Origin of the sequence: Streptomyces canus 299MFChir4.1, assembly GCF_000383615.1 — a bacterium.
In the GTDB taxonomy this organism is placed as follows: domain Bacteria; phylum Actinomycetota; class Actinomycetes; order Streptomycetales; family Streptomycetaceae; genus Streptomyces; species Streptomyces canus_C.
This window is the reverse complement of record NZ_KB911599.1, coordinates 96,442-122,652: the sequence shown is the minus strand read 5'-3', so window position 1 is coordinate 122,652 and position 26,211 is coordinate 96,442. Positions and strand designations below refer to the sequence as shown.

Sequence of the window (26,211 nt, the reverse complement as noted above, 5' to 3'; positions counted from 1 at the left end):
GCACAAGCGCCGCCTTCCGGCCCCCGGGGCGCCGCTCGCGCCGTACGCTCCGTGCGAGATGCACCCGATGTGATGTGAGGCGGTCCGAAGAGACATGGTCAGCAGCGAGTACGAGCGCAGGATCGCCGACCGGTTCGCCACCTTCGATCAGGACGGCAACGGCTACATCGACCGCGAGGACTTCAGCGTGGCGGCCAAGGCGCTGCTCGCCGAGTTCGGTACGGCGGCACGCTCCGACAAGGGACAGGCGCTGTACGTCGGCGCGGAGGCGTTCTGGCAGGGCATGGCCGGGATCGCCGACCGGGACGGCGACCAGCGGATCACCCGCGAGGAGTTCGTGAACGGCGCGCTCAAGCGGCTGCGCGACAACCCGGACCGGTTCGCCGAGATCGCGCGCCCCTTCCTGCACGCGGCGATCGCGGTCGCCGACCAGGACGGCGACGGACGCGCCACCGTCGAGGACACCGCGCGCGTGCTGCGCATCCTGGGCGTCGGCGAGGACATCGCGCAGGCGGCGGCTGCCACCTTGGACACCGACGGTGACGGCAAGGTCGGCGAGGCCGAGATCGTGCCCGCTTTCGCGCGTTACTTCACCGTCCCCGAATAACGCTCCCTGAGCTTGTACTTCAGGACCTTGCGCAGGGTCTCGTTGCGGGGAAGGGCCTCCACCACCTCCAGCTGCTCCGGCAGCTTGTGCGGCGACAGCCCTTCCGCGCGCAGATAGTCGGCTACGGCGTCCAGGGTCAGCTCCGCGGCCCCTTCGGGCTGCTCCACCACGGCACACACGCGCTCCCCGCGCTCGGCGTCCGGCAGTCCGATCACCGCCACGTCCCCGACGGCCGGATGCGCGGCCAGCAGGTCCTCGATCTCCTTCGCCGAGATGTTCTCGCCCTTGCGGATGATCACGTCCTTGAGCCGCCCGGTGAGCACCAGGTGGCCGGTCTCGGTGAGATGCCCCAGGTCACCGGTGCGCAGATAACCGGCCTCGTCGAAGGCCTCCGCCGTCTGGGACGGGTCGAGATATCCCTGGCACACCGCCTCCCCCCGCAGCCGCACCTCCCCGTCCACGATCCGCACGGACATCCCCTCCGGCGGCCGTCCCTCGGTCGTCGCCAGGTTCTCCACCGTGTCGTCCGGCGCCCCCATGGTGATCATCGGCACCTCGGTCATGCCGTACCCGTGCGTCAGCTGCACCCCGAGCTCGCGTACGACGGCGTGGTAGACCTCCGGTGGCTTGGGCGCCCCGCCGCCGGCGAGCAGCCGCAGGGTCGGGATGATCTTCTCGCCGGGCCGTTTGCGCTGCTCGGTGAGGAACATCGAGTAGAACGCCGTCGAACCGCCCGCCACCGTCACCCCGTGCCTGCGGTAGCCCTCCAGCGCGTCCGGCAGCGCGAACTGCTCGAACATCACCGCGGGGAAGCCGTACAGCAGCAGCATCACGGTGTAGTCCGGGCCCGCGATGTGCGCGTACGGGAAGGCCATCGAGCCCACGTCGTCCGCCGTGAGGCGCAGCGCGTGCGCGAGGCAGGAGCCGCCCGCGATCAGTGAACGGTCGGTGTGCAGCACGCCCTTGGGGTCGGAGGTGGTTCCCGAGGTCCAGTAGATCCACCGCACGGAGGTGCCGTCGGCGGGCGGGGCGGGCAGGACGGCCGGGTCGCCGTCCGGGAGGTCGTCGTACGCCTCGAACACGCCCTTGGCGCCGAGCCGCCGGGCCATCTCCGTGTGGTCGAAGCCGCGCCAGAGGCCCGGTACCGCGAAGAACTCCGCCTTCGACTCCCTGAGGGCGAAGCCGACCTCGCGGTCGCGGTAGAAGGGGATGACGGGCGACTGCACGGCACCGAGGCGGGCCAGGGCGAAGGACAGCAGGGCCGTCTCGATACGGGTGGGCAGCTGCCAGGCGACGACCGTGCCGGGACGTACGCCCATGTCGTACAGGCCGGCCGCCACCCGCTCGGAACGCGCGCGCAACTCGCCGAAGGTGAGCGTGCGGTCGTCCTGGAGGAGGACCGGGCGGTCGGGGCTCAGGTCGGCGCGGCGGGCGGCCAGCTCCCAGAGGGTGCGGGACGCGCTGAGCGCGTGGGCGGTGTCGGTCACGGCGGCCCCCTTTGGTGGAGCAACAGAACTGACGGCTCGTCAGATCGTGGGCAGAGCGTAGGGCTCGACGCCTTGTCGGTCCAGGGGTGTGCGACCTAGCCTTCGTGCACGAGGTTTATCTGACGGGCTATCAGATATGGAGTGCCGCCATGGATCTCGCGTACACGCCGGAAGAGGAGGAGTTCCGGGCGCGGCTGCGTGAATGGCTCACCAAGGCGCTCCCCACGCTGCCGCCGAAGCCGTCCCCGCAGGACTGGCCCGGACGCAGGGCGTACGACCTCGGCTGGCAGCGCATGCTGTACGACGCCGGGTATGCGCACGTGCACTGGGACGCGTCGCCCACCACGCGGCTGATCTTCCTGGAGGAGACGGAGACCGCGGGCGCGCCCTATGTCGGCGCCGGATTCGTCGGACTGCTCCACGCGGGGCCCACGATCGCCGCGGAGGGCACGCCTGAACAGCGGGAACGCTGGCTGCCGCCGATCCTGCGGGGCGAGGAGGTCTGGTGCCAGGGCTTCAGCGAACCGGACGCCGGGAGCGACCTCGCGGCGCTGCGCACACGCGCGCGCAGGGACGGCGACGACTATGTGGTGACCGGCTCCAAGATCTGGACCTCGCACGCCGAAGTCGCCGACTGGTGCGAGCTGTTGGTGCGGACCGATCCGGCGGCTCCGAAGCATCGCGGGATCAGTTGGCTGGCGATGCCGATGTCCTCGCCCGGTGTCTTGGTGCGGCCCTTGCGGACCCTCGCGGGGTCCGCCGAGTTCGCCGAGGTGTTCCTCGACGAGGTGCGGGTGCCGGTGGCGAACCGGGTCGGCGAGGAGAACGACGGCTGGCGCGTGACCATGGTGACGCTGTCCTTCGAGCGCGGGACGGCGTTCGTGGGCGAGGTGGTCGCCTGCCGGCGGGTGCTGCGTTCGGTTGCCGAGGAGGCTCGGGACAACGGGCGTTGGGACGACCCTTCGGTGCGGCGACGGCTGGGGCGGCTGAACGCGGATTTCCGGGCGCTGTGGCGGCTCACGCAGTGGAACGTGAGCGAGGCGGAGGCCAGTGGTGGGGTGCCGGGGGTGGGAGCGTCCGTCTTCAAACTCCGGTACTCGCATGCGCGGCAGGAGTTGTACGACGTGGCTGCCGAGGTGCTGGGTGCGGAGTCGCTGGATCTCGAACAGTCCTGGGTGCTGGAGCGGTTGTCGTCGTTGTCGTACACGATCGCGGCGGGGACCTCGCAGATTCAGCGGAACATCGTGGCTGAGCGGGTTCTTGGGTTGCCGAAGGGGAGGTGAGGGCGACTTGCGGTGGATTGCCGGGTGCGGGCGAGTGGGGGCTTGTCGCGCAGTTCCCCGCGCCCCTGGGTGGGGCATCGCAGTCGGCGTTGAGAAGGGGGCCGTGGCGTGCGGTTTCAACTGACCACCGACCAAATCGCGTTGCGGCGCGGAGTGCGTGCGTTGCTCGCGCGGTACTTCGACGAGGCGGCGCGGCGTGCCGCCGTGGAAGCACCCCATCTGGACCGTGCGTTGTGGCGGGAGCTCGGGGCCGCCGGGTTCTTCTCGCTGCGGGTGCCGGAGGCGGATGGTGGGGTCGGACTCGGGCTGCCGGAGGCCGTGTTGGTCTTCGAGGAGGCCGGGCGGGCGCTGCTGACCGGGCCCCTGGTGGCGACCCACCTCGCGGCGGGTGTCGTGGACGGGGCCACCGAGGGGGAGGTCGTCGTGGCCGACGTCGACCCGGGCGGGCTCGTGGAGTGGCTGGCGGAGGCGGACGTCGTACGCGGCGACGCCACCGGGGCCGTACCCCTGAAGTCGGTGGATCCGCTGACGCCGCTGCACCGGGTTCCCGGACCACGCGCGCGTGCCGCCGATCCCGTCGCCGTGCTCCTCACCGCCGCCGAGCAGCTGGGCACCGCCACGCGCGTGTGTGAGCTGGCGGTGCAACACGCGCGGACGCGGAAGCAGTTCGGGCAGCCGATCGGGGCCTTCCAGGCGGTCAAGCATCTGTGCGCGCGGATGCTGGTGCGGGCGGAGACGGCCCGGGCCGCGGTGTACGCGGCCGCCGTGACCGCGGACCCGGTGGACGTCGCCGCGGCCCGGCTGCTGGCCGACGAGGCGGCCGAGCGGGGCGCCCGGGACTGTGTCCAGGTGCACGGCGGGATGGGCTTCACCTGGGAGTGCGAGGTGCAGCTGCATCTGAAGCGGGCCTGGGTGCGGGCCCGGCGGGGCGGCGGCGGTGCGGAGAGTGAGGAGTCGCTCGCCGTCGACCTGTTGGCCTGAGGCGGTCGTGGCCGGGCCGCTCTCCGGTGCGTCCGCAGCGGATGTCGCGGATTGTGGCATACCGGAATCACGGAGCGTTGATATCGGGTTGTGTCCTAGGTGTGACTCGTCACGTCCTGGAGTCGGTGCCCCGCTCCGGTACCTTGTGTGAGATGCGAGTGGTTCCGAGCATGAGCCATGCCGGTGTTGCCGATGAGGCGGCCCCGGACTGGGCGATGCGCGCCCCTGCTCGCAGGGCGGTAGGGCCTGTGTCCACCGCCTGTTCGACTCCCCGTGGCGAGCGTCGCACAGTATCCCGCACGGGTACTCCTTCGCGCTGGAATATGCCCGAAGCGCTTGTTGGCGTGACTGTACGTCAACCATGCTGTCTCGTAAGGGATTCACGTTCTGTGACCCCGGCTTTGGTCATTGTTCTGGTCATGCAAAAAATGGCTACGATCGTGGCCCTCGTGAGGCGCGAGGCCATGTGCCCGCCGGTTCGGATGGTGTGAGCGGTGCAGGTGCTTCAAGTGCAGCTGGAGATCCGGCCCGACCCCGCAGAGGTGGGGCGAGCCCGGAGGTGGGCCCGCTCGCGGCTCGCCGGGTCCGGGATAGGGATCGACGAATCGCTCGCCGAGACCCTGATCCTGCTCGTGTCCGAGCTGGTCACCAACGCCGTGGTGCACACCGGCCGTCCGGCCGTCCTGCGGTTGTCCCTGCCGGGCGCCGAGGTGGAGTCGGCCACCGTCCGCCTGGAGGTCGCCGACCGCAGCGGCCGGGCCCCGGTGCCGCGCTGCGTGGACGGTGACGCGACCGGCGGCCGCGGCCTGGCCCTCGTCGACGGCCTCGCGGACCGCTGGGGCTGGAGCCCCGAGGGCGCGGGCAAGAGCATCTGGTGCGAACTCGACCGCTGCGAGCGGCCGCGGCAGGTCGTGGAGACCTACGGCATCGAGGCCTCGGCCTACGAGGGGCTGGCGTTCGAGGCGGTGTGACCGGCGCACGGTGGCAGGGACCGCCCTCGCCCCTCCCTCGCCGCGAGGCGGTGCGCCGGGATGTGCATCCGTGCGCGGTCGTGACAAAAGGGTCGTAAGCAACAAATCCCCGTACGGGTGTTGACGCACCGTGTTCGATTGATGACGCTGGTGGTCAGCGATTCGCCGCGAGGGGACGCCGAGGGTTCCGGTGACGGGAACCCCCGACGAGTGCGGATCGTGACGCGGTGTCGATTTCCGCGGGGCGGAGGGAAATCGATGACGGCGGCGCGCGATGCCGTGCTCGGGGCGGACCTGCGCGCGCCGCCGACCGACCTCCTCACAGCACGGCCACCGGGGCCACGGGTGTTCCGGTGCCGCCGACGAACGGCTCGGGCATCGCGGACAGCAGAAACGCGTACCGGCCAAGTTCTCCACAGGCTGTGGACAACTCTTCGAGATTCCAGTTCTGGCCCTGGAGCATCCCCATCTCCACCAGGTCCAGCGCGTGCACCGGCAGCCACAGGTCCTCGATCTCGGGCGGGAAGATCTCGAAGGTGAGCGTGTCGTTGGCGACCGCGGCCACATCGCGCGCGTGGAACCACTCCGGGGTGCGGACCGACAGGCCCGGCGACGGATAGGCGTACGCCTCCTTGTCTCCGGCGAGATACACCTGGATCTGCCCGGTCCGTACGAGCACGATGTCCCCGGCGCGCACCCGCGTGCCCGCGAGTTCCTCGGCGGCCTCCAGGTCCTCGGGCGTCACGGCGTGCGCTCCGTCGAGCCGCTCCACGCCCCGTGCGCGGGCCACGTCCAGCAGCACCCCGCGCGAGAGGACGTACCGCGCCTTGTCGATACCGCTGAACTCGGCTCCGCCGTGCGGGGTGATGGTGCCGGCCGGGCGGCCGTTGTAGAGCAGGCCGGAGTGCGAGACGTGGGTGAGCGCGTCCCAGTGGGTGCCCGCCTGAAGGCCCATGGTCACGGCGTCGTCGCTGCACGCGACCGTGCCCGGGCCGAAGATCTCCTGGTTGATCTGCACCATCGCGTGCAGCGGGTTGACCCGGCCCGGCATCATCCCGGTCTGCACGCCGTCCTGCCTGAGCGGGAGGGCGAGGGGGACGCGGTGGCCGGTGCGGACGGTCGCGACGGCCTCGCGGACGACCTCGTCGGTGATCAGGTTCAGGGTGCCGATCTCGTCGTCGGCTCCCCAACGCCCCCAGTTGTTCACGCGCTTGGCGATGTCGTGGAACGCGGCCGGAAGTGACATCGGGCCCTCCCCAGGGCTTGTGTCCGCACATCTGACGGGACATAAAATCTAACGGTCCGTCAGAAACCGCGGGAAGGGGCCGGGCGTGGGGAACTTCTTGGCAGGCAGGGTCGTCGCCGTGACGGGCGCGGGACGGGGGATCGGGCGGGCGGTCGCGCTGGGCGCGGCGGCCGAGGGCGCGCGGGTCGTCGTCAACGACTACGGCGTCTCCGTGGACGGGGCCTCTCCCACGAGCGAGATCGCCTCGGGTGTGGTGAAGGAGATCGAGGCGGCCGGCGGCGAGGCGGTCGCCGTGGCCGACGACATCTCGACCATGGCGGGAGGGCAGCGGGTCGTCGATACCGCGCTGTCTTCCTACGGGCGCCTTGACGGTGTCGTCTGCGTGGCCGGGATCCTGCGGGAGCGGATGCTGTTCAACATGTCCGAGGAGGAGTGGGACCCGGTTCTCGCGACCCATCTGAAGGGGACCTTCACGGTCTTCCGGGCGGCCTCGGCGGTGATGCGTCAGCAGCGGTCGGGGACGTTGGTCGGGTTCACCAGCGGGAATCACCAGGGGTCCTTCTCGCAGGCCAATTACAGCGCGGCGAAGGGCGGGATCATCTCGCTGGTGCGCAGTGCGGCGCTCGGGATGCACAAGTACGGGGTGACCGCGAACGCGGTGGCGCCGGTCGCCCGTACGCGGATGTCGGCCAACGTTCCCTTCGATCTGACGGAGATCGGGGAGCCGGAGGACGTGGCCGCCATGGTGGTCTACCTGCTGTCGGAGCGGGCCCGGGAGATCACCGGGCAGGTGTACACCGTGGCGGGGCCGAAGATCGCGGTGTGGGCTCAGCCTCGGGAGTTGCGCGCCGCGTATGCCTCCGGCGGGTGGACGCCGGAGTCGATCGCGGAGTTCTTGCCGGGGACGGTGGGAGTGGATCCGATGCCGTTGCTTTCGGGGCCGGGTGCCTAGTGGGGCGGGGGCGCGTGTGGGGTGGCGGCTGCGGGTTCGTTGTGGCTGGGCGCGCAGTTCCCCGCGCCCCTGGGTGGGTTGTACCCGACCGGTGTTGAGAGGAGAGCCCTGTGGACTTTGGGTTTGGCGCTGAGGATGAGGCGTTCCGGGGGGAAGTGCGGGAATGGCTTGCTGCCCATGCGGATGGGAACCAGGACCGCCGTACCTGGGAACGAACACTCGGTAAGTCCGGTTGGATCGGGCTTGGTTGGTCCGAGGCCGGTTACGGCAACCGCACCGCCACCGTCACCCAGCAGGTCGTCTGGGCCGAGGAGTACGCGCGGTCCGGGGCGCCCGCGCGGTCCGGGCACATCGGGGAGAAGCTGCTGGCGCCGACCCTCCTCGCGCACGGCAGCGAGGAGCAGAAGGCGCGTTTTCTTCCTCCCGTCGCCGCCGGGGAGGAGCTGTGGTGCCAGGGGTACAGCGAGCCCGGGGCGGGGTCCGACCTCGCCGGTGTGCGGACGAGGGCCACGCGGGTCGAGGACGGGTCGTACCGGATCAGCGGGCAGAAGATCTGGACGTCCCTGGCTCACGAGGCGGACTGGTGCTTCGTCCTCGCCCGGACCGATCCGGAGTCGCGCCGGCATCACGGGCTCACGTTCCTCCTGGTTCCCATGGACCAGCCGGGGCGCGTCGAGGTGCGGCCCATCCGGCAGCTCACCGGGACCAGTGAGTTCAACGAGGTCTTCTTCGACGGGGCCCACGCGCGCGCCGAGCATGTCGTCGGCGGTCAGGGGCAGGGCTGGCGGGTGGCGATGAGCCTGCTGGCCTTCGAGCGCGGGGTGTCCACGCTGGCCCAACAGGTCGGATTCGCGCAGGAGTTGACCGAGGTGGTGCAAGCCGCCGTACGTACGGGCGCGGTCGCCGATCCGGTCGTACGGGATCTGCTCGTGCGGCGGTGGGCCGAGTTGCGGACCATGCGGTGGAACGCGCTGCGGACACTGGGCGGTTCGGGGGACGGCGGGGCCCCCAGTGTGGCCAAGCTGCTGTGGGCGGGCTGGCATCAGCGGCTCGGGGAGCTGGCGATGCTCGTGCGCGGGGCGGAGGCCACGGTCGGGCCCCGGGAGTGGCACGCTTCCTCGCCGTACGAACTCGACGCGCTGCAGCACCTGTTCCTGTTCTCGCGGGCCGACACCATCTACGGCGGCTCGGACCAGATCCAGCGGACCATCATCGCCGAGCGGGTGCTCGGTCTGCCCAGAGAGCCCAAGGGGGTCGTCTGATGCGCGGCGTGCTGTTCGACGGGAGGCAGGTCCAGGTCGTCGACGATCTGGAGGTGCGGGACCCGGGGCCGGGCGAGGTGCGGGTCGCGATCGCGGCGGCCGGGCTGTGCCACAGCGACCTGTCCGTCGTGGATGGGACCATTCCGTTTCCGGTTCCGGTGGTGCTGGGGCACGAGGGCGCCGGCGTGGTCGAGGCGGTGGGGGAGGGGGTCGCGCATGTCGGGCCCGGTGACCATGTGGCGCTGTCGACCCTCGCCAACTGCGGTGCCTGCGCCGACTGCGACCGGGGGCGCCCGACCATGTGCCGCAAGGCCATCGGGCGGCCCCAGAAACCCTTCTCGCGGGACGGCGAGCGGGTGTTCCAGTTCGCGAGCAACTCCGCCTTCGCGGAACGGACCGTGGTGAAGGCCGTGCAGGCGGTCCGGATCCCGAAGGACATTCCCCTGACGTCCGCCGCGCTCATCGGGTGCGGGGTGCTGACCGGCGTGGGCGCCGTGCTCAACCGGGCCCGGGTGGACCGGGGGGAGAGCGTGCTGGTGATCGGGACCGGGGGGATCGGCCTCAACGTGATCCAAGGTGCCCGGATCGCGGGAGCGTCGCGGATCGTGGCGGTGGACGCCAACCCGGCGAAGGAGGCGGCGGCCCGGCAGTTCGGGGCGACGGACTTCCTGACCTCGGCGGAGGGGGTACGGGAGGTGCTGCCCACAGGGGCCGACCACGCCTTCGAGTGCGTGGGCCGCGTGGAGCTGATCCGCCAGGCGATCGACCTGCTCGACCGGCACGGCCAGGCGTTGCTGCTCGGGGTGCCCCCGGCGGGCGCGGAGGGCTCCTTCCTCGTCTCCTCCCTCTACCTGGACAAGTCGGTCCTGGGCTGCCGCTACGGCTCCTCCCGTCCCCAGCGGGACATCCCGCTCTACGCGGAGTTCTACCGCCAGGGCCGGCTCCTCCTCGACGAACTCGTCACGGAGACCTATCCCGTGGAGGACTTCGAGAAGGCGGTGGCGGACGCGGAGGCGGGGCGGGTGGCCCGAGGGGTGCTGACCTTCTAGGACAGGCCCTGGTGGTCGAGAACCCCCGCCCGGAACGTGCGGCGATACGCGGTCGGGGTGACGCCGAGGGCCGACTGCAGGTGCTGGCGCATCGACTGGGCGGTGCCGAAGCCCGCGTCGTGGGCGACCTGGTCGACGGAGAGGTCGGTGGACTCCAGGAGGTGGCGGGCGCGCTCCACGCGTTGCTGGGTGAGCCACTGGCCGGGGCTGACGCCGACCTCCTCGCGGAAGCGGCGGGTGAAGGTGCGCACCGACATGGCCTCCTGCTCGGCCATGTCCCGCAGCTGGATCGGCTCGTGCAGGCGGCCGAGCGCCCAGGCGCGGGCCGAGGTCGTGGTCGACTGCTGGGGGTCGGGCACCGGCCGGTGGATGTACTGCGCCTGACCGCCGTCGCGGTGCGGCGGTACGACGGTGCGGCGGGCCACTTCGGTGGCGACCGCCGTGCCGTGGTCGCGGCGCACCATGTGCAGGCACAGGTCGATGCCGGCGGCGACGCCCGCGGAGGTCAGGACGTCCCCGTCGTCGATGAACAGGACGTCCGGGTCGACCCTGATCTGCGGGAAGAGCCGCTGGAGACGGTCTGAGTCGGCCCAGTGCGTGGTGGCGGGGCGCCCGTCGAGGTGACCGGCGGCGGCCAGGACGTAGACGCCGGTGCAGATGGAGGCGAGCCGGGTGCCGGGGCGGATGTGGGCGAGGGCGGCGGCCAGTTCCTCGGTCAGCACCCCCTGCTCGAAGACCGGGCCCAGTTCGTACGACGCCGGGACGATCACGGTGTCGGCGGTGGCCAGGGTCTCCGGGCCGTGCTCGACCTGGACGTCGAAGTCGGCGTCCGTCCGCACCGGGCCCGGCGGGCGGATCGAGCAGGTGACGACCTCGTACAGGTGGCGCCCCCGGGCGTCCTTGGGGCGGCCGAAGATCCGGTGCGGGATGCCCAGCTCGAACGGCAGGACACCGTCCATGGCGAGGACGACGACGCGGTGCGGCTTCATGGCCCGATCCTAACGAATACTGTCCTTCGGGCCAATGGATTCGCCGGGCCGCAGGCCGCACGCTCTATGTCGTGACCCAGACAACCGAAGCCGCAGCCGTCGAGGAAACCCGGTCCCCCGGAGGAATCCGCATCCACCGCGCGTGGTTCGTCGCCGCCGTCACCTTCGTGACGATCATCGGCGCGGCGGCCTTCCGTTCCCTGCCGGGCCTGCTTATCGACCCCCTGCACCAGGACTTCGGCTGGTCGCGCGGCACCATCGGCGCGGCCGTCTCCGTCAACCTCGCGCTGTACGGCCTGACCGCGCCCTTCGCGGCGGCGCTGATGGACCGCTTCGGCATCCGGCGGGTGGTCGCGGTCGCGCTGACCGTGATCGCGGTCGGCTCCGGCCTGACCGTGTGGATGACGGCCGCCTGGCAGCTGATGCTCTACTGGGGCCTGCTCGTCGGCCTCGGCAGCGGCTCGATGGCGCTGGCCTTCGCCGCGACCGTCACCAACCGCTGGTTCACCGAGCGGCGGGGCCTGGTCACCGGCATCCTGACCGCCGCCTCCGCCTCAGGACAGCTGATCTTCCTTCCGGTGCTGTCCTGGATGGTGGAGAGGCACGACTGGCGCCCGGCGGCCGTCACGGTCGCCCTCGCCGCCCTCGCGGTGGTCCCGTTCGTCTGGCTGCTGCTGCGCGACCACCCGGCCGACGTGGGCTTGAAGCCGTACGGCGCCACGGAGTTCGTCCCGAAGCCGGAGCCGGTCCAGGGCGCCGCGCGCCGGGCGGTGACGGTCCTGTTCAAGGCCGCCCGCACCGGCCCCTTCTGGCTGCTCGCCGGCACCTTCGCGATCTGCGGGGCCTCCACCAACGGCCTGATCCAGACCCACTTCGTGCCCGCCGCCCACGACCACGGCATGCCCGTCACGGCCGCCGCCTCGCTGCTCGCCGTCATCGGAGTGTTCGACGTCGTCGGCACGGTGGCCTCCGGCTGGTTCACCGACCGCTTCGAACCCCGCCGCCTGCTCGCCGTCTACTACGCCCTGCGTGGCGTCTCGCTGCTGTTCCTGCCCATGCTCCTGGCCCCGTCGGTGCACCCGCCGATGCTCTTCTTCATCGTCTTCTACGGCCTCGACTGGGTCGCCACCGTCCCGCCCACCGTCGCCCTGTGCCGTGAGCAGTACGGCGAGGACAGCGCGATCGTCTTCGGCTGGGTCCTCGCCTCCCACCAGGTCGGCGCCGCGCTGGTCGCCTTCCTCGGCGGTGTGGCACGGGACGTGTTCGGCACGTACGACATGATCTGGTACGCGTCGGGCGCGCTGTGCGCGGCGGCGGCGCTGATGGCACTGGTGATCCGGCGCCGGCCCGCGAACCCCGTGCTCGCGGCGGCCTGACGGTTCACCGGCCGGTGGCCCGGCAGAGCCCTCGGCCGGGACGGCTCAGAGGAACCGTCCCCTGTGGAACAGCAGCGGAGCCTCGCCCTCGCCCGTCCCCAGCGCGTCCACCCGTCCCACCACGATCAGATGGTCGCCGCCGGTGTGCACCGCGTGGATCGTGCAGTCGATCCACGCCAGCGTGCCCGCGAGGCGCGGGGAGCCGGAGGCCGGGGCCGGGTCGTGGGGGACGCCCGCGAACTTGTCCGCGCCGCTCACCGCGAACGCCCTGCACAGCTCGCCCTGGGCCGCGCTCAGGACGTTCACGCAGAAGACGCCCGCCCGGGCGATGCGCGGCCAGGTCGTCGACGTACGGCCCACCATGAAGGCGACGAGCGGTGGGTCGAGGGAGAGGGAGGAGAAGGACTGGCAGGCGAAGCCGGCCGGTTCCTCGCCGGGTGCCCCGGGGGCCGTCACCACGGTGACGCCGGTCGCGAAGTTCCCGAGCACGCGCCGGAACTCGGCCGGGTCGGCCGGTGCCCGCTCGTCCTCGCGCACACACCGCAGCTCCGGGCGGGGCAACGCCTCCACGGCGAGCGCCTTCCCGGACCTGAGGTAGCGGACGGCCGCTTCCGCCGTCCCCGCTTGTCCCATCACGTTCTCCATTGAAGCTGACGGTGTGTCAGATGGGAAGGGGTCCGGGCACGTGTGCGAAGGGGGCGCCCGTACGCTGCGTCCATGGGGTGGGGGAACAGAAGAATTCACGAGGCCGCCGCGGTGTGCGCGGCGCAGTTCCCGGCGATCGGACTGATCTGGTGGATCAGTGGCCAGCTGGGCGACGACTACGCGTACGCGGGCGCCTACGGAGCCCTCGCCCTGTTCGGCCTGCTGTGCCTCCTCGTCGTGGCGCCGCTGGTCCTGCCGGTCCTCGGCCTCCTGCACGCCGCCGTCCAGGTGCTGCCGGCGCAGGCGCTCGCCCGCCGTGCCGCCCGCCGCACACGGGGACCCGAGTGGGCCTGGCACCTGGCGCTCACCGCGGTCCTCGGCGTGGCCTGGGCCGCGCTCGCCCTGCTGCTGCGGGACTGGCCGTTCACCACCACCGCCCCGCTCCTCGCCGCCCTCGGCGTGCTCCCGGTCCTCGGCCTCGGGTGGCTGCGCAGACGGACCCGGGGCCTGTGGGCCATCTGGCTGCCCGCCCTGTTCGCCTCCGTCGGCCTGTTCCTCCTGGCGCTCGTCGGCGGGGTGCTGGCCACGGTCACGGGAATCGTCGACGAGTACGAGCCTCCCGTGCTGTCCGCCGGGCAGCTCGCCGGGGTCTGGCGGGGCGAGAAGGGCGCGGTCCTGCGCCTCGGCACGGGTGGCCGGGCCGAACACACCGACCTGCCCACCGAGGCCGAGCCCGGGTCCGTCGACCCCTACGCCGAGCAGCCCTTCGACGTGTGCGACGGCACCGGCACCTGGCTGCTCGACGGCAAGGGCGGCCACGACCCCTACGGCGACGGCTCCGAGGGGCGCCCCGGTGTCGTCGTACGGCCCGCCGGTGGCTGCGGGCAGGAGACGTACTGGCGGATCGGCGGCACGGAGTCCGAGCCCGAGCTGTTCGTGCCGTTCGGGGACCCGGACGCGCCCGAGGTGCGCGTCCTGACCCGGGACTGAGCCCTCAACGGCCCCGGTACTCGGGGCTCCTGCGCTCCACGAAGCTCGCCACACCCTCCCGCGCGTCCGCCGTCGTGATGTTGATCTCCTGCGCGGCGGCCTCCGCGGCGAAGGCGGTGGCGCGGTCGCTGTCCAGGGAGGCGTTCACGAGCTGTTTCGTCAGGGCGAGTGCGCGGGTCGGACCCGTGGCGAGACGGGCGGCCCACTCGCGGGCCGTCTTCTCCAACTCCTCGTCCGGGACGACCCGGTTGACCAGCCCCAGGCGCTCGGCGTCGGCGGCGCCGAGCGCGTCGCCGAAGAACATCAGCTCCTTCGCCCGCTGCGGGCCGATCAGACGGGGCAGGAGATACGCGCCGCCACCGTCCGGGACCAGGCCCCGGCGTACGAACACCTCGATGAACCGCGCCGATTCGGCGGCCAGGACCAGGTCGCAGGCGAGGGCGAGATGCGCGCCGAGACCGGCCGCGGTGCCGTTCACCGCCGCGATCACCGGCTTCTCGCAGTCGAGGACGGCGGCGATCAGCCGCTGGGCGCCGAGGCGGATCGTACGAGCGACGTCACCGGGGGCCGCGGCCCCGGGCGCGCCGCGCAGGTCCGCGCCCGCGCAGAATCCGCGGCCGGTGCCGGTCAGGACCACCGCCCGCACCCCGGGGTCGGCGGACGCCCGGTCCAACAGCTCGATGAGCAGGTCCCGTTGGCCGGGAGCGAGGGCGTTGAGGACCTCGGGTCGGTTGAGGGTGAGGTACGAGACCTGACCGTCGACGGTGTGCGTCACCTCGCTCACCGGCACACCACCAACGCGTCCAGCGCCACCGCCCCCTGCCCCCGGGGCAGTACCATCAGCGGGTTGATGTCCAGCTCCGCGAGGTCGTCCCCGAGCTCCATCGCCATGCGCTGCACCCGCAGGACCACTTCCACGAGCGCGTCGAGATCCGCCGGGGGCCGCCCCCTGACCCCGTCCAGCAGGGCCCGCCCGCGCAGGTCCCCGAGCATGTCCCGGGCCTGCTCCTCCCCGAAGGGCGGCACGCGGACGGCCGTGTCCCGCAGCACCTCGACCAGGACCCCGCCGAGCCCGACCGTCACCGTCGGCCCGAACAGCTCGTCGTGCGCGGCCCCCACGACCATCTCCACGCCCCGCTCCACCATCTGGCAGACCAGGACCCCGTCCAGGGAGACGTCCTCGTAGCGGGCGATGTCGGTCAGCTCGCGGTAGGCGTCCCGTACCTGGCTGGCGGAGGTCAGGCCGATCTTCACCAGGCCCAGCTCGGTCTTGTGGGCGATCCTCGCGCCGGACGCCTTCATCACGACCGGGTAGCCGACCAGGCCCGCCGCGCGGACGGCCGCCGCCGCGCTGGTCACCAGCTGCTCGCGCGGCACCCGGATCCCGTACGCCCGCAGCAGCTGCTTCGCCGCGTGCTCGCTCAGCTGCTGGCCGGGGCGCATCAGTGCCTGGGCCTTGCGGAAGGAGGGCGAGGGGGTGCGCGGGGCCTCGTCGAAGGGGGAGCGGTAGCCGGTGACGAAGCGGTGGTGGCCGAGGTAGGCGCGCACGGCGGTGATGCAGTTGCCGACCGTGCGGAAGGTCGCCACCCGCGAGGAGCCCAGCAGGACCTCGCGGTAGGCCGGCTCGGTGCCGACCGGTGAGCCCCACACCACGCACACCAGTTTGTCGCTCTGCTCGGCCGCGTCCACCAGGTCCCGCACCAGCCGGTCGCTCAGCGGCGGAAAGGGCCCGGTGACCGGGCAGATCAGCACCCCGACCGACGGGTCCGCGAGGATCGCGTCGATGATCTTCCGGCCGCGCCAGTCGCCGACCGGGTGCCCGCCGTTGTCGACGGGGTTCGCCACACTCAGGAACTCCGGTATCCACTGGTGCAGTTCGGCCTGCTTGGCCTCCGAAAGGGCGGGCAGTCGCAACCCCGCCTCCGTGGCCAGGTCGGCGAAGTGCGCGCCGGTCCCGCCCGAGATCGAGTAGACGACGACCCCCTCGGCCCGCGGCGGCCTCGCGCGGGCCAACAGGGCGGCGGTGTCCTGGAGTTCGTCGAGTCCGTCGACGCGGATCACGCCGTACTGCCGCATCGCCGCGTCCACCACCGTGTCCGCGCCGGTGAGCTTGCCGGTGTGGGAGGCGGCCGTGCGGGCGCCGGTCTCGGTGCGGCCGACCTTGACCGCGACCACCGGAACCTTGCGGCGGGCGGCCCGGTCGGCGGCCAGCAGGAAGGAGCGGCCGTCCTTCAGGCCCTCCAGGTAGCAGGCGATGGCGCCGACCTCGGGGCGCTCGGCGAACCAGGAGAGGAAGTCCGCGGTCTCCAGATCGGCCTCGTTGCCGGTGGGGGCCCAGTGGGTCAGGCGGATGCCGAGTTCCTGGAGGGCGAAGACCGGGCGGCCCTGGTGGCCGGACTGGGTGATGAGGGCGATCCCGGGCCCGTCGAGGTCGTCGCGGAACGACGAGAAGGCGTTCAGGTTGGTGTTGGGCCCCAGCAGCCGCATCCCGGACTCGGCCACGGCGGCGGCGAGACGCTGCTGCGCCGCCGCTCCCTCCTCGCCGGTCTCCGCGAATCCGGAGGCGAAGACGACCGCGAACTTCACCTTGGCCTCGGCCAGTTGCCCGATCAGCGGGAGTGGGTCGGCGACCAGCAGGACGGCGAGGTCGACCTGCTCGGGCAGCTCGGCCACGGACGCCACGCAGGGGACGCCGAAGACGGCGGGGCGGGTCGGGTGCACGGGGTGCAGCCGGGCCCCGACCCGGTCCGCCCAGTCGATCAACTGCCGGGTGACGCCGGTGTTCGGGCGGCCCTCGGTGTCCGAGGCGCCGATCACGGCGACCGACTCCGGCCGGAAGAAGCGGTCCAGATCGGGGACGTCCGCATACAACGGCCGGCCGCCGACGTCGAGATCGTCGGCCTCGGCGGGCCGGCCGTGGACGGCGGGCCCGGGTTGCTCGCCGCACGCGATGACCCGGGCCCGGCGGGAGTCGGTGGTGAGGGTGCCGTGGGTTGATCCAAGCATCGGTCCGCCCGCTCCTGTGTGACAGCGTGAATAACTGACGCTCTGTCAGATTACAGAACTGACGCTGTGTCAGGAACGGGCGTGCACGCAAAGTTGATGCGCGGACTACAGCACCGCGAGCACTTCCTTGGCCACCCGCTCACCGGAGCGGACGGCTCCGTCCATGAAGCCGTTCCAGTGGATCGACGTCTCCGTCCCGGCCCAGTGGATGCCGCCCACGGGGGCCCGCAGGGCGGGGCCGTACTGGGTGAGCACCCCGGGCGCGGCGATGGAGACGGGGCCGCCGCGGGTGTAGGCCTCGTTGTTCCAGCGTTGCAGGACGAAGGAGGTGGGGGAGGCCGCTTTCGAGCCGAAGTACGTCACGTAGTCCTTGAGGACGGCCGCCTTGACCTCCGCCTCGCTCGCCGCGTCGAACTTGCGGGCCTCGTCGGCCTCGATGAAGCCCATCAGGGCGCCGTAGGAGGCGTCCGGCGGGGAGTTGTCGAAGGTCGAGCTGATCACGCCGGTGTCGCTGACGACCTGGCCGTTGAGGCCGTCGGCCCGCCAGAAGGGCGTGTCGTAGATCGCGATCGCCTTGCCGACCGAGGCCATCGGCAGGCGCTGGGTGAGCTGGTCGCGGGCGGCGGGCAGCAGCGGGTCGTAGGTGATACGGGCCGCGAGCGGCGGGGGTACGGCGACCACGACCCGCTTGGCGGTGACGGTGACACCGTCGGCCGTGACGACGTACTTCGAACCGGACTTCGCGATCGTGCGCACCGGGGCGTTCAGGACCACCCGGTCGCCCAGCGTGGCGGCGAGCTTGACCGGCACCAGCTGGGAGCCGCCGACGAAGCGCAGTTCCTGAGCGCCGCCCGCGGTCTCGGTGAGGCGTTCCAGGGTGCCGGGGGTGGACTCGTTGCCGGCGGCGGCGATGTAGAAGAGGACGAACAGCAGGGACAGTTCGCGGGGTTCGGCCGAGAAGATCGACGTGCAGGCCACGTCCAGGAGGAACTTGGCCGACGGGATCACGGCGTTGGCGCGCAGCCAGGTCTCGAAGGTCTGCCGGTCCCACTCCTCGGCCTTGGCGGCGGTCCAGGGCGCGTCGAGCGGGATCGTCTTGGCCATGTCGTCGAGGGAGGCCTGGACGATCGCCGCGTTCGCGAGGCCGGCCGCGTCGATCGGCGGGACCGAACCGAGGATGCCGTCGGTGGCGTAGGCGGTCTTCTTGCCGTCCTTGTAGAGCAGGTTGCTGCCGGTGTTGTAGGTGGCGAAGGTCTGCACCCCGAGCGAGTCCGCGAGGGCCTTGATGCGGTCCTGGGTGGGGCCGATGAACTCGCCGCCGCCCTCGGTGACCCCGCCGTTCGCCAGCTTCAGGTTGAGGACCCGGCCGCCGACACGGTCGCGGGCCTCCAGGACGGCGACCGTCTTCCCGCCCGCGACCAGGTCGCGGGCCGCGGTGAGCCCGGCGAGACCGCCGCCGACGATCGCGACGTCCACGTCACGGGTGGCGGCGGAGGCGGGCGAGGCGGCGGTGCCGGTGAGGGTGACGGCCCCGGCCGCGGCGGCGGCACCGCCGATCAGGGAGCGCCGGGAGAGCCGGGGGAGCGGGGAGAGCGGGGAGAGCTGTCTTTCGCGTGCCACGTGCGTCCTCCGTAGTGGAGAGAGTGTGGAGCTAGAACATGAGAGTTGTTCACATTCTGGCCCCGTGCGACGGCACACGACAACGCTCCCGTCACATCTCTCGCAGATGTAACAGGAGCGCTGGTGAAGCGAGTTGGGGCGTTCCGCGTCAGACGGGAAGCCGGGAGAGCCTGCCCGCACCGTCCTTCATCACGGCCTTCGCGATCTTCGCCGCGTCGATCGCGACCTCGCGGAAGGTGCCGCTGATGGGAGTGACGTAGCCCGTGAAATAGAGGCCTGGGGCGTTCTGCGGGGCCCGGGCGCCGTTGACGAGCGGACCCCCGCGTCCGTCGAGGACGTCGAGGTGGCCGACCAGGGTGTCGAGGGCGCGGGTGTACCCCGTGGCCGCGATCACCGCGTCCGGGGCGATGCGGGTGCCGTCGGCGAGCAGGACCTCGCCGTCCTCGAAGCCCTCGACGGCGGCCACGACCTCGACCTTGCCCGTGCGGATCGCGTCGATGAGGCCGACGTCCTGGACCGGGATGGCGCCTTCCTTGACCCGGCTGTAGAGGCCGGTGTCGGGGCGGGGCAGGCCGTGCGCGGACAGGTCGGGGATGCTGAGCTTGGCCATGGGCCGGGCCAGCCGGTCCACGAGGCCGACCGGGAGACGTCGTACGAGAACGCCCGTGTACTGGGCGGCCCAGCCGGCCGTGGAGCGGCGGACGATGTGCGGGGCGGTGCGCACGGACAGGCGTACCCGTGAGGCGCCGCCCTCGACCAGGTCCACGGCGATCTCGGCGCCGGTGTTGCCGGCGCCGACGACGAGGACGTCACGGCCGGCGTAGGGCGCCGGGTTGCGGTACTCGCCGGCGTGCAGGAGCTCGCCCTTGTACTCCTCGCGGCCCGGCCAGTCGGGCAGCAGCGGGGTGTGGTTGTAGCCGGTGGCCACGACCACCGCGGCGCCGGTCAGCTCGCGGCCGCCGGTGGCGTGCAGCAGCCAGCCGGTGCCGTCGCCGGTGCGCTCGACGCGCGAGACCTCGACGCCGGTGACGGTCTCCAGCTCGTGGAACTCGGCGTACTTCTCCAGATAGCGCACCACGTCGTCGCGGGAGGCCCAGCGGCCGAAGCGGCGGGGCATCGGCAGGCCGGGCAGGGCCGACAGGCGGCGGGTGGTGTGCAGGTGCAGCCGGTCGTAGTGGCGCCGCCAGGACGCGCCGACCTGCTCGGACTTCTCCAGGACGACCGCCCGGACGCCCCGGGCCCGAAGCGCGTACGCGACGGAGAGCCCCGCCGGACCGCCGCCGATGACGTACACGGGGCGATCGGGCTGGTCGGGGCGGTCTGCGGGGGTGGGATCGGGTGCGGAGTCGGCCATGAGCGCGAGCGTAATCAGACAGCGCGTTGATGGGTCTCGGTCAAGAGGGGAATTGGTTGCGGATCGATCACGCCTGTAGGAGGCGTGGGTGGGGTCTGTGGCGTAGGTCACCTGGTTGTGCGGGTACGGAAAAGGCCACGGCGCCGGATCCGCTGCTGCGGAGCTCGGCGCCGTGGCCCTGGTCCCAGTAGTAGAGGTGGTTGACGTCGTCGCCGAGGTTCGCCGCGGCGGCGGCGAGGTTCGCGGAGATGACGTGCGAGGTGTCGGTGTCGTTGGTGCCGAGACGGATCCACCAGTGCTTGGAGCGCTTCCCGTTGACCTTCTCCACCAGGTGGTACATGGGGTTCATCCGGTCGAGCCCGGCGGGGACGTCGCTCGCCACGCGCTGGGTGGACAGGCCGGTGCTGTCGTTCTTCGCGCTGTACGCCGTGAAGTGACGGGTCTCGGTGGTGCCCGCGCCGAACAGGTTGTTCTCGCCGGCGGAGAGGTCGAAGGCGTCGAAGGCCGGGGCGGTCTTCTTGCGGGCGCCGACGTGGGTGAGGAAGCCGTCCCAGGTGAAGGCGGCCTTGCCGTTCCTCCAGGTGATGAAGGTGTTCTCGGCGAGGTAGGTCTCCCGGTCGGAGTCCGGCAGGGCGGCCAGGCAGGCGGTCGCCGAGGGCTCCAGGTACTGCTTGACCAGGTACGCGTCGTAGTTGCGGGCGGTCAGGGCGCCGAAGCCGTTCAGGCCGCGCAGCTTCAGGGACGCCTGGTACTCGGCGAACTGCGACCGAAGTTCCTTGGACACGGCCTGGGCGACCTGCTTGCCGGTGCCGAGGGCGTTGGTTCCCCAGTTCCACTCGTAGGCGCCGTCGGCGTGCTCCAGGTCGATGATCGGGCACCAGGCGCCGACCGCGAAGACCGCGTCGGAGGCGTCGGAGGCGCCGATCTCCTTGAGGAGCTTGTCGTAGATCGGGCTGTCGCCGGAGGCTCCGAGCAGCGAGGACAGGGCGCCGCCCGCGCTGGTGCCGGCGGAGACGATCCGCTCGACGTTGCCGGGGATGCGGCCCTTGTTGGACTTGATGTACCGCACGGCCGCCTTGAGGTCGACGATCGCGGCGGGCGCGGTGCCGTAGTACTCGCCCGAGGAGTTCTTGAGCGTACGGCCACGGGCGCCGGGCTCGATCACGACGTACCCGGCGGCCAGCGCGAGGAGCTGGTTGCTGGAGGTCGCGCCACCGGTCGCGTTGGTGTTCTCGTTGGCGTTGGCGTTGGCGTTGGAGGCGGCCGAGGCGCTCGGCGCGACACTGCCGGTGGGGGCACCGCCGGGGGCGCCGCCGCTCCCGCCCATGCCCCCGGCACCGACGCCGGTGGCGTCCGCCACGGAGGAGGGCATGTAGCCGCCGACGGAGTTGGCGAGCAGGATCGGGGCGTTGCTCGCGTCGACCGCGGTGCCGTCGATCTCGACGGGAGCGCTGACGATCAGCGACTGGTAGGTGGCGTCGACCGGCTTGGAGACGTAGGTGATCGCCTTCCAGAAGTGGTAGCTGACCGCGTGCTCGGTGCCCTCGGTGTCGGTGACGGTGGCCGTGAGCTTCGTGCAGTCGTCGGGGTCGAAGACGAGGCCGTCGTCCGCGGACGCCGAGGTGCTGCCGGTGGACGCGTTGGCGGTGAGGGCGATGCCTCCGACCGCCGCGGCACCCGCCGTCGCGCCGATTCCCATGACGACACGCCTGCGCTTGACTGCCCTGTGCTTTACGGTTCGCTCCCTCGGCGGTTTCTGCTGACGTCTGCGAACCTAGCCAGAGTGCGGACAAAATTGCCAACAATCGGGGGTCATTCATCGGGGATGCACAGTTTCACGGCTGACGCACAGGCTTCCCGGAACCAGTGATCTGACGTACCGTCAGATTTCATGGACACGATCTGGCTGACCGGCGCGCAATGGCTGGCCGTCCTGCGCATAGGCCTCGGGTTGTGGTGGCTGGAGAGCTGGCGGCACAAGGACAAGAAGACCTGGTTCGAGGGCGGCGGCATCACCTGGGCCGCGGACATCGCCGCCAAGCACCGCTGGACCCCGGTCCGCAGCGGTTTCGACGTGATGGTCGCGCCCCGCCCCAAGACCATGGCGTACGTCGTCGCGTACGCCGAACTCGCCCTCGGCGCGGGCCTGATCCTCGGGTTTCTGACCCCCGTCGCGCTCGTCGGGGGCCTGCTCCTGAACGTCCTCTACTTCACCCTGATGATCCACGACTGGGCCGAGCAGGGGCAGAACTCGATGATGGCCCTCATCTCCGTCGTGGCCCTGTTCGCGATGTCCTGGCAGACGTGGTCGCTGGACGCCGCGCTGGGCTGGTTCTGATGGGCGCGGGGTACGACCGGCCCGAGACGGACGCCTTCACCCGCACCTACTGGGACGCGGCAGCCGCCGGCCGCCTCCTGCTGAGGCGCTGCGCGTCCTGCGCCCGGATCCACCACTACCCGCGCGAGTTCTGCCCGCACTGCTGGAGCGAGGAGGTCACCTGGGAGCCCGCGAGCGGCCGCGCCACGCTGTACACCTGGTCCGTGGTCCACCGCAACGACCTGCCGCCCTTCAAGGACCGCACCCCGTACGTCGCCGCCGTCGTGGACCTCGCCGAGGGACCCCGGATGATGACGGAGATCGTCGACTGCGGGCACGGGGAGCTGCGGGCCGGGATGGGCCTGGAGGCGGTGTTTCCGGACGGGGTGCCGAAGTTCAGGCCTGTGGGGTGATCACCGAGATCGTCGACTGCGTGCACGAGGCCCTGTGCCCCGGACTCGGCCCGTAGGCCGTCCTCCCCGGCGGCGTACCGGAATTCAGGCCGCACGCTACGGCCGCGGCCGTTTGAATGGCGGCATGACCGACGTCGACGATCAGCACCTCATACTCCCCTTCGCCCCGCTGCACGGCCACGGTCTGCGCCTGTGTGCCTGGGACGCGGACTCCGACGCCCAGGTCGAGGACTGGCTGCGCGCCACGCTGGACCCCGAGTTCGGGCGCTGGAACACCCCGCTCACCCCGGTCCACGACCTCGACGGCGCCCGTGCCGCCATCCGACGCAGGGTCGAACAGGCGGCGCAGGGCACGAGCGTGTCGTACCGGATCACGGACGAGTCGAGCGGTACGACCCTCGGGCACCTCGGCATCAACATGATCGACCACGTCTTCCGCACCGCCCGCGTCGGCTACTGGGTGCTCCCCGAGGCCCGCGGCCACGGCGTCGCCGGCCGGGCCCTTCGCCTCGGCGCCCGCTGGGCCCTCACCGACCTCGGCCTGCACCGCCTGGAACTCGGTCACGCCCTTGGCCACGAGGCCTCCTGCCGGGTGGCCGAGCGGTGCGGCTTCCGCTACGAGGGGACGCTGCGGGGCGCGATGTTCGAGGCGGGCCGGCACGACGTGTTCCGGGACATGCACCTGCACGCGCGGCTGGCGAGGGATCCGGAGTAATTCGGGTGCGTCGGCCGGGCCCGCGCAGGATCATCGAGCATGCGTCCTGACACCCCGCCCCCGGCCGACACCCACGGCTGGCACACCACCGACGACCTCGACGCGTTCCTCTTACGCGCCGGGGACTTCCTGCGCTCGCGGCCGGACCTGCACACCGTCCTGCTCACCGTGACCGAGAGCCTGCGCACCCGTGGACTCGACGCCTACGGCGAGGAGGCGCCCGTCTTCGGGCTGCTGGAGGAGCGCGGGAGCATCCGGGGAGCCTACTTCCGGACTCCGCCGCACCGGCTGTATGTCACACCGCTGACCGTGACCCGGACGGACTCCCTCGCCGCCCACCTGGAGGCCGTGGGCCGGGCCGTCCCCGGGGTCGGCGCCGAGGCCGGGACCGCCGCCGCCTTCGCCGAGGCCTGGCGGCGGCGCACCGGGACCACGCCCGTGCCGCACCGGCGGCAGCGGCTGTACCGGCTCGGCACGCTCACCGTCCCGCGGCCCGTGCCCGAGGGGCGGGCGAGGATCGCCCAGGAGGGCGACCGGGAGCTGCTGGCACGCTGGTTCGCCGAGTTCAGCAGGGACGTCGGTGAGAGCGAGGGCATGCGCGCCGAGTCCTGGGCCGACGCCCGCCTCGCCCACGGCGGGGCCGTCCTCTGGGAGAGCCCCGACGGCACACCGGTCTCCCTGGCCGGCCTCACCCCGCAGGTCGCAGGCCAGATCCGGGTGGCGCCCGTCTACACGCCGGCCCCCCTGCGCGGCCGCGGTTACGCCGGTGCCGCCACGGTCGAGGTGAGCAGGCTCGCCCGGGAGCGGGGCGCCGACGAGGTGCTGCTCTTCACCGACCTGGCCAACCCGACCAGCAACGGCCTCTACCAGCGCATCGGTTACCGGCCGGTGGCGGACTTCGCGGTGTACGACTTTCAGGGCCAGAGCAGTTCCCGGGCCCAGCCACCGTCCGCGCGACGGTAGGTGAGGCGCACGTGGCGTCTGCGCTCGTCGCCCTGGAAGAACTCCACCTCCTCGGGTGCGAGCCGGTACAGCGTCCAGGACGGGACGGGCGCCGCGGGCTCCCGCTGCGCCCGCTCCCACGCCTCCTCGGACGCCCGCGCCAACTCGTCGAGCGAGCCCAGGACTTCGCTCTGCCGGCCGGTGAGCGCGGCGGCCAGCGCGCCGGTGGAGTGGGCATGCAGATCCGCCGCCGCCTCCTCGGAGGGCGCCGCGCTCACCGGCCCCCTCACCCGCACCTGCCGGCCGAGGACCGGCCAGTAGAAGCCGAGGGCGGCGTACGGCCGTCGCGCCAGGTGTGCGCCCTTGCGGCTGTGGGCGTGGCTCGCGAAGGCCCAGCCGTCCTCGTCCGCGCCGTGCAGCATCACGGTACGTACGTCCGGCCGGCCCTCCGCGTCCGCCGTCGCGAGGGACATGGTGTGCGGCTCGGTCTGCCCGGCGGCCACCGCCTGGGCGAACCAGGCGGTGAACAGCTCCAGCGGGGTCGAGGGCGCGGCGGAGGGGTCGAAGGAGGGCAGCGAGGTGACCTCCGGGTCCCACACCCGCAGCGATCTGAGCAGCTTGTGAAGATCCGTTGCCATGCCTCAGACGGTACCGAGGTCGGACGTCACCCACCGGCGAACCCGAACGCGGCCACGGAGGGTGCGCCGCACCTCTGGGAGAGCTACACTTAGTCCATTGCTTAGTCCACTCGTTGACTTACCGTGAGGCAGTCATGGAAGCAGCCCGTCAGTACAACGTCCATGAAGCCAAGACACACTTTTCGCGCATCCTGGAGCAGGTCGCGACCGGTGAGGAAATCGTGATCAGCAAGGCGGGAGAGCCGGTGGCCAAGGTGGTGCCGCTGCGCCCCAAGGTGAAGCGGACCGGCCGGGGCTCACTCCGGGGGCAGATCCACATCCCGGACGACTTCGATGAATTGCCCGACGACATCGCCGACGCTTTCGGGTTGCGCTGATGCGACTGCTGCTCGACACCCATGTCGTTCTGTGGTGGCTGGACGACTCCACAGAGCTGTCCGGTGAGATCAAGGATCTGCTCGACACGGAACCCGCGGTGTACGTCAGTGCCGTATCGCCGTGGGAGATCGCCACCAAACAGTCCCTCGGGAAGCTGGCAGGCCCGGAGGACCTGGCTGAGCGGGTGCGCGACAGCCAGTTCACCGGCCTGCCCATCACGGCCGGGCACGGGGTGCGGGCAGGTCGGCTTCCGGCGCATCACCGCGACCCGTTCGACCGGATACTGGTCGCCCAGGCGCAGATCGAAGGGATGACCCTGGTGACGCGGGACAAGTGGATCCCGCAGTATGACGTGCGGGTCATGCCCGTGTGAGGGGCAACCCGCCTCCGCACGGCGAGGAAGGGGTCGGGCTGCCTCGTCGAGCCGATCCGCGCCCTCGAACGCGATCTCCCCGGCGAGCCGAAGTCGCCCTGTTCCGGGGCGAGATGGGCCGGTGTCGCCGAGAGCGGGCGAGAGCCGACTGCCTCAGACGGTACCGAGGTCGGACGTCACCCACCGTTCGGGCCGCATCCGCAGGATCACCTGCTCGCCGTGGTTCTTCGAGGCGAACTCCACGTACCCGTCCACCTTCTCGGCCGGCAGGTAGCGGGCGGAGATCTCCCGGAGGTCTTCGACCGTGCCCGGCCGGGTGTCGACGACCGGCCCCTCCACGGACACGTACCGGATGGTGGGCTCGACGCGCTCGACCAGCAGGGAGAAGCGGCCGGCCTTCCGGATCAGCTCGTGCTTGCGGGAGTCGCGCCCGGTCATGATCCAGAGGTCACCCCCGGGCGTGTACTGGTACCAGATCGGCAGGACGAGCGGCGCGCGCCCCTCTCCGGCAGCGACCGCCAGCGCGGCGACATGGGGCTCGGCCAGGAACTGTTCACGTTGCTCACGAGTCAGGGCCATACGGTGCAGGGTACGTCGCAGTCATGAGGGAGGGGCGG

General features: G+C 71.7%; 26 protein-coding genes. 15 read left to right on the top strand and 11 right to left on the bottom strand.

Translation table 11 applies throughout. The annotated features are described in order from the left end of the window. Positions 1-94: 94 nt before the first annotated feature. Positions 95-607, top strand: a complete 513-nt coding sequence (locus H293_RS0131210; protein ID WP_020121753.1) for an EF-hand domain-containing protein — start codon at positions 95-97, stop codon at positions 605-607. Here the strand turns inward: H293_RS0131210 and H293_RS0131205 are convergent. Continuing rightward, the gene (locus H293_RS0131205) at positions 586-2,094 is read right to left on the bottom strand and encodes a class I adenylate-forming enzyme family protein (protein WP_020121752.1); all 1,509 of its coding nucleotides are present in this window, start codon (positions 2,092-2,094) and stop codon (positions 586-588) included. The genes H293_RS0131210 and H293_RS0131205 overlap by 22 nt on opposite strands. Before the next feature lie 149 nt (positions 2,095-2,243). On the opposite strand from H293_RS0131205, the gene H293_RS0131200 reads away from it, so the two are divergent. From H293_RS0131200 to H293_RS0131185, 3 genes are all read left to right on the top strand, one after another. After that, the gene (locus H293_RS0131200) at positions 2,244-3,377 is read left to right on the top strand and encodes an acyl-CoA dehydrogenase (protein ID WP_020121751.1); all 1,134 of its coding nucleotides are present in this window, start codon (positions 2,244-2,246) and stop codon (positions 3,375-3,377) included. A 108-nt stretch (positions 3,378-3,485) separates the two neighbouring features. Next, positions 3,486-4,358, top strand: a complete 873-nt coding sequence (locus H293_RS0131195; protein ID WP_028808349.1) for an acyl-CoA dehydrogenase family protein — start codon at positions 3,486-3,488, stop codon at positions 4,356-4,358. A 509-nt stretch (positions 4,359-4,867) separates the two neighbouring features. After that, positions 4,868-5,329 (top strand): ATP-binding protein, encoded by a 462-nt coding sequence (locus H293_RS0131185; RefSeq protein ID WP_020121748.1) that lies wholly within the window; start codon positions 4,868-4,870, stop codon positions 5,327-5,329. Positions 5,330-5,648: 319 nt separating this feature from the next. Here the strand turns inward: H293_RS0131185 and H293_RS0131180 are convergent, their stop codons facing one another. After that, complete coding sequence (locus H293_RS0131180; RefSeq protein WP_020121747.1) at positions 5,649-6,575, bottom strand: cyclase family protein; 927 nt, start codon at positions 6,573-6,575, stop codon at positions 5,649-5,651. Positions 6,576-6,660: 85 nt separating this feature from the next. Between H293_RS0131180 and H293_RS0131175 the strand changes: the two genes are divergently transcribed. The 3 genes from H293_RS0131175 to H293_RS0131165 all read left to right on the top strand — a co-directional run bounded on the left by H293_RS0131175 (position 6,661) and on the right by H293_RS0131165 (position 9,838). Next, complete coding sequence (locus H293_RS0131175) at positions 6,661-7,527, top strand: SDR family oxidoreductase (RefSeq protein ID WP_020121746.1); 867 nt, start codon at positions 6,661-6,663, stop codon at positions 7,525-7,527. Positions 7,528-7,637: 110 nt separating this feature from the next. Next, positions 7,638-8,789 carry an acyl-CoA dehydrogenase family protein gene (locus H293_RS0131170; RefSeq protein WP_028808348.1) on the top strand — a complete coding sequence of 384 codons (1,152 nt, stop codon included), beginning with the start codon at positions 7,638-7,640 and terminating at the stop codon, positions 8,787-8,789. Continuing rightward, a complete protein-coding gene (locus H293_RS0131165; protein WP_020121744.1) occupies positions 8,789-9,838 on the top strand; it encodes a Zn-dependent alcohol dehydrogenase in 1,050 nt (349 codons plus the stop codon). Before H293_RS0131170 ends, H293_RS0131165 begins: the two co-directional genes overlap by 1 nt. Here the strand turns inward: H293_RS0131165 and H293_RS50305 are convergent. Further along, complete coding sequence (locus tag H293_RS50305) at positions 9,835-10,827, bottom strand: GlxA family transcriptional regulator (protein WP_020121743.1); 993 nt, start codon at positions 10,825-10,827, stop codon at positions 9,835-9,837. The genes H293_RS0131165 and H293_RS50305 overlap by 4 nt on opposite strands. 71 nt (positions 10,828-10,898) lie before the next feature. Between H293_RS50305 and H293_RS0131155 the strand changes: the two genes are divergently transcribed. Beyond that, the gene (locus H293_RS0131155) at positions 10,899-12,203 is read left to right on the top strand and encodes an MFS transporter (RefSeq protein WP_020121742.1); all 1,305 of its coding nucleotides are present in this window, start codon (positions 10,899-10,901) and stop codon (positions 12,201-12,203) included. Between the two features lie 45 nt (positions 12,204-12,248). On the opposite strand, the gene H293_RS0131150 is transcribed toward H293_RS0131155, so the two are convergent. Next, complete coding sequence (locus tag H293_RS0131150) at positions 12,249-12,836, bottom strand: flavin reductase family protein (protein ID WP_020121741.1); 588 nt, start codon at positions 12,834-12,836, stop codon at positions 12,249-12,251. Between the two features lie 84 nt (positions 12,837-12,920). On the opposite strand from H293_RS0131150, the gene H293_RS0131145 reads away from it, so the two are divergent. Next, positions 12,921-13,838 carry a hypothetical protein gene (locus H293_RS0131145; RefSeq protein WP_063746941.1) on the top strand — a complete coding sequence of 306 codons (918 nt, stop codon included), beginning with the start codon at positions 12,921-12,923 and terminating at the stop codon, positions 13,836-13,838. 4 nt (positions 13,839-13,842) lie between these two features. Here the strand turns inward: H293_RS0131145 and H293_RS0131140 are convergent, their stop codons facing one another. From H293_RS0131140 to H293_RS50300, 5 genes are all read right to left on the bottom strand, one after another. Continuing rightward, entirely contained in the window at positions 13,843-14,628 is a 786-nt protein-coding gene (locus tag H293_RS0131140; RefSeq protein ID WP_020121739.1) for an enoyl-CoA hydratase/isomerase family protein, read from the bottom strand. After that, positions 14,619-16,844 carry an acetate--CoA ligase family protein gene (locus tag H293_RS0131135; RefSeq protein ID WP_020121738.1) on the bottom strand — a complete coding sequence of 742 codons (2,226 nt, stop codon included), beginning with the start codon at positions 16,842-16,844 and terminating at the stop codon, positions 14,619-14,621. Before H293_RS0131135 ends, H293_RS0131140 begins: the two co-directional genes overlap by 10 nt. Before the next feature lie 105 nt (positions 16,845-16,949). After that, positions 16,950-18,464, bottom strand: a complete 1,515-nt coding sequence (locus H293_RS0131130; protein ID WP_020121737.1) for a flavin monoamine oxidase family protein — start codon at positions 18,462-18,464, stop codon at positions 16,950-16,952. A gap of 148 nt (positions 18,465-18,612) precedes the next feature. Next, positions 18,613-19,818 carry a flavin-containing monooxygenase gene (locus tag H293_RS0131125; protein WP_020121736.1) on the bottom strand — a complete coding sequence of 402 codons (1,206 nt, stop codon included), beginning with the start codon at positions 19,816-19,818 and terminating at the stop codon, positions 18,613-18,615. Positions 19,819-19,885: 67 nt separating this feature from the next. Then, positions 19,886-21,517, bottom strand: coding sequence for a subtype B tannase (locus tag H293_RS50300; protein WP_020121735.1), 1,632 nt, complete (start codon positions 21,515-21,517; stop codon positions 19,886-19,888). Between the two features lie 192 nt (positions 21,518-21,709). Between H293_RS50300 and H293_RS0131115 the strand changes: the two genes are divergently transcribed. The 4 genes from H293_RS0131115 (at position 21,710) to H293_RS0131100 (ending at position 24,226) form a co-directional block, all read left to right on the top strand. Beyond that, entirely contained in the window at positions 21,710-22,156 is a 447-nt protein-coding gene (locus tag H293_RS0131115; protein WP_020121734.1) for a DoxX family membrane protein, read from the top strand. Beyond that, complete coding sequence (locus tag H293_RS0131110) at positions 22,156-22,548, top strand: Zn-ribbon domain-containing OB-fold protein (RefSeq protein WP_020121733.1); 393 nt, start codon at positions 22,156-22,158, stop codon at positions 22,546-22,548. The genes H293_RS0131115 and H293_RS0131110 overlap by 1 nt, the downstream gene beginning before the upstream one ends. Before the next feature lie 124 nt (positions 22,549-22,672). Next, a complete protein-coding gene (locus H293_RS0131105) occupies positions 22,673-23,263 on the top strand; it encodes a GNAT family N-acetyltransferase (RefSeq protein ID WP_020121732.1) in 591 nt (196 codons plus the stop codon). Positions 23,264-23,302: 39 nt separating this feature from the next. Continuing rightward, positions 23,303-24,226 (top strand): GNAT family N-acetyltransferase, encoded by a 924-nt coding sequence (locus H293_RS0131100; protein WP_020121731.1) that lies wholly within the window; start codon positions 23,303-23,305, stop codon positions 24,224-24,226. Here H293_RS0131100 and H293_RS0131095 read toward each other — a convergent pair. Continuing rightward, positions 24,178-24,843: a pyridoxine/pyridoxamine 5'-phosphate oxidase gene (locus tag H293_RS0131095; protein WP_020121730.1), complete on the bottom strand. Its 666-nt coding sequence runs from the start codon at positions 24,841-24,843 to the stop codon at positions 24,178-24,180. The genes H293_RS0131100 and H293_RS0131095 overlap by 49 nt on opposite strands. A 134-nt stretch (positions 24,844-24,977) precedes the next feature. Between H293_RS0131095 and H293_RS0131090 the strand changes: the two genes are divergently transcribed. Both H293_RS0131090 and H293_RS0131085 read left to right on the top strand, forming a co-directional pair. Then, the gene (locus H293_RS0131090) at positions 24,978-25,220 is read left to right on the top strand and encodes a type II toxin-antitoxin system Phd/YefM family antitoxin (RefSeq protein ID WP_020121729.1); all 243 of its coding nucleotides are present in this window, start codon (positions 24,978-24,980) and stop codon (positions 25,218-25,220) included. Then, a complete protein-coding gene (locus H293_RS0131085; protein WP_020121728.1) occupies positions 25,220-25,594 on the top strand; it encodes a type II toxin-antitoxin system VapC family toxin in 375 nt (124 codons plus the stop codon). Before H293_RS0131090 ends, H293_RS0131085 begins: the two co-directional genes overlap by 1 nt. Positions 25,595-25,747: 153 nt before the next feature. Here H293_RS0131085 and H293_RS0131080 read toward each other — a convergent pair whose 3' ends face one another. Further along, on the bottom strand, positions 25,748-26,173 hold the full coding sequence (locus H293_RS0131080; RefSeq protein ID WP_020121727.1) for a pyridoxamine 5'-phosphate oxidase family protein: 426 nt from the start codon (positions 26,171-26,173) through the stop codon (positions 25,748-25,750). Positions 26,174-26,211: the final 38 nt, after the last annotated feature.

Bases quoted from the DNA above. Each gene is read 5' to 3' on its own strand.
- H293_RS0131135 (WP_020121738.1), bottom strand. From the start codon at position 16,844: ATGCTTGGATCAACCCACGGCACCCTCACCACCGACTCCCGCCGGGCC.
- H293_RS0131100 (WP_020121731.1), top strand. From the start codon at position 23,303: ATGCGTCCTGACACCCCGCCCCCGGCCGACACCCACGGCTGGCACACC.
- H293_RS0131110 (WP_020121733.1), top strand. From the start codon at position 22,156: ATGGGCGCGGGGTACGACCGGCCCGAGACGGACGCCTTCACCCGCACC.
- H293_RS0131090 (WP_020121729.1), top strand. From the start codon at position 24,978: ATGGAAGCAGCCCGTCAGTACAACGTCCATGAAGCCAAGACACACTTT.
- H293_RS50305 (WP_020121743.1), bottom strand. From the start codon at position 10,827: ATGAAGCCGCACCGCGTCGTCGTCCTCGCCATGGACGGTGTCCTGCCG.
- H293_RS0131080 (WP_020121727.1), bottom strand. From the start codon at position 26,173: ATGGCCCTGACTCGTGAGCAACGTGAACAGTTCCTGGCCGAGCCCCAT.
- H293_RS0131165 (WP_020121744.1), top strand. From the start codon at position 8,789: ATGCGCGGCGTGCTGTTCGACGGGAGGCAGGTCCAGGTCGTCGACGAT.
- H293_RS0131095 (WP_020121730.1), bottom strand. From the start codon at position 24,843: ATGGCAACGGATCTTCACAAGCTGCTCAGATCGCTGCGGGTGTGGGAC.
- H293_RS0131200 (WP_020121751.1), top strand. From the start codon at position 2,244: ATGGATCTCGCGTACACGCCGGAAGAGGAGGAGTTCCGGGCGCGGCTG.
- H293_RS0131105 (WP_020121732.1), top strand. From the start codon at position 22,673: ATGACCGACGTCGACGATCAGCACCTCATACTCCCCTTCGCCCCGCTG.
- H293_RS0131115 (WP_020121734.1), top strand. From the start codon at position 21,710: ATGGACACGATCTGGCTGACCGGCGCGCAATGGCTGGCCGTCCTGCGC.
- H293_RS0131085 (WP_020121728.1), top strand. From the start codon at position 25,220: ATGCGACTGCTGCTCGACACCCATGTCGTTCTGTGGTGGCTGGACGAC.
- H293_RS0131150 (WP_020121741.1), bottom strand. From the start codon at position 12,836: ATGGGACAAGCGGGGACGGCGGAAGCGGCCGTCCGCTACCTCAGGTCC.
- H293_RS0131180 (WP_020121747.1), bottom strand. From the start codon at position 6,575: ATGTCACTTCCGGCCGCGTTCCACGACATCGCCAAGCGCGTGAACAAC.
- H293_RS50300 (WP_020121735.1), bottom strand. From the start codon at position 21,517: ATGGGAATCGGCGCGACGGCGGGTGCCGCGGCGGTCGGAGGCATCGCC.
- H293_RS0131210 (WP_020121753.1), top strand. From the start codon at position 95: ATGGTCAGCAGCGAGTACGAGCGCAGGATCGCCGACCGGTTCGCCACC.
- H293_RS0131125 (WP_020121736.1), bottom strand. From the start codon at position 19,818: ATGGCCGACTCCGCACCCGATCCCACCCCCGCAGACCGCCCCGACCAG.
- H293_RS0131145 (WP_063746941.1), top strand. From the start codon at position 12,921: ATGGGGTGGGGGAACAGAAGAATTCACGAGGCCGCCGCGGTGTGCGCG.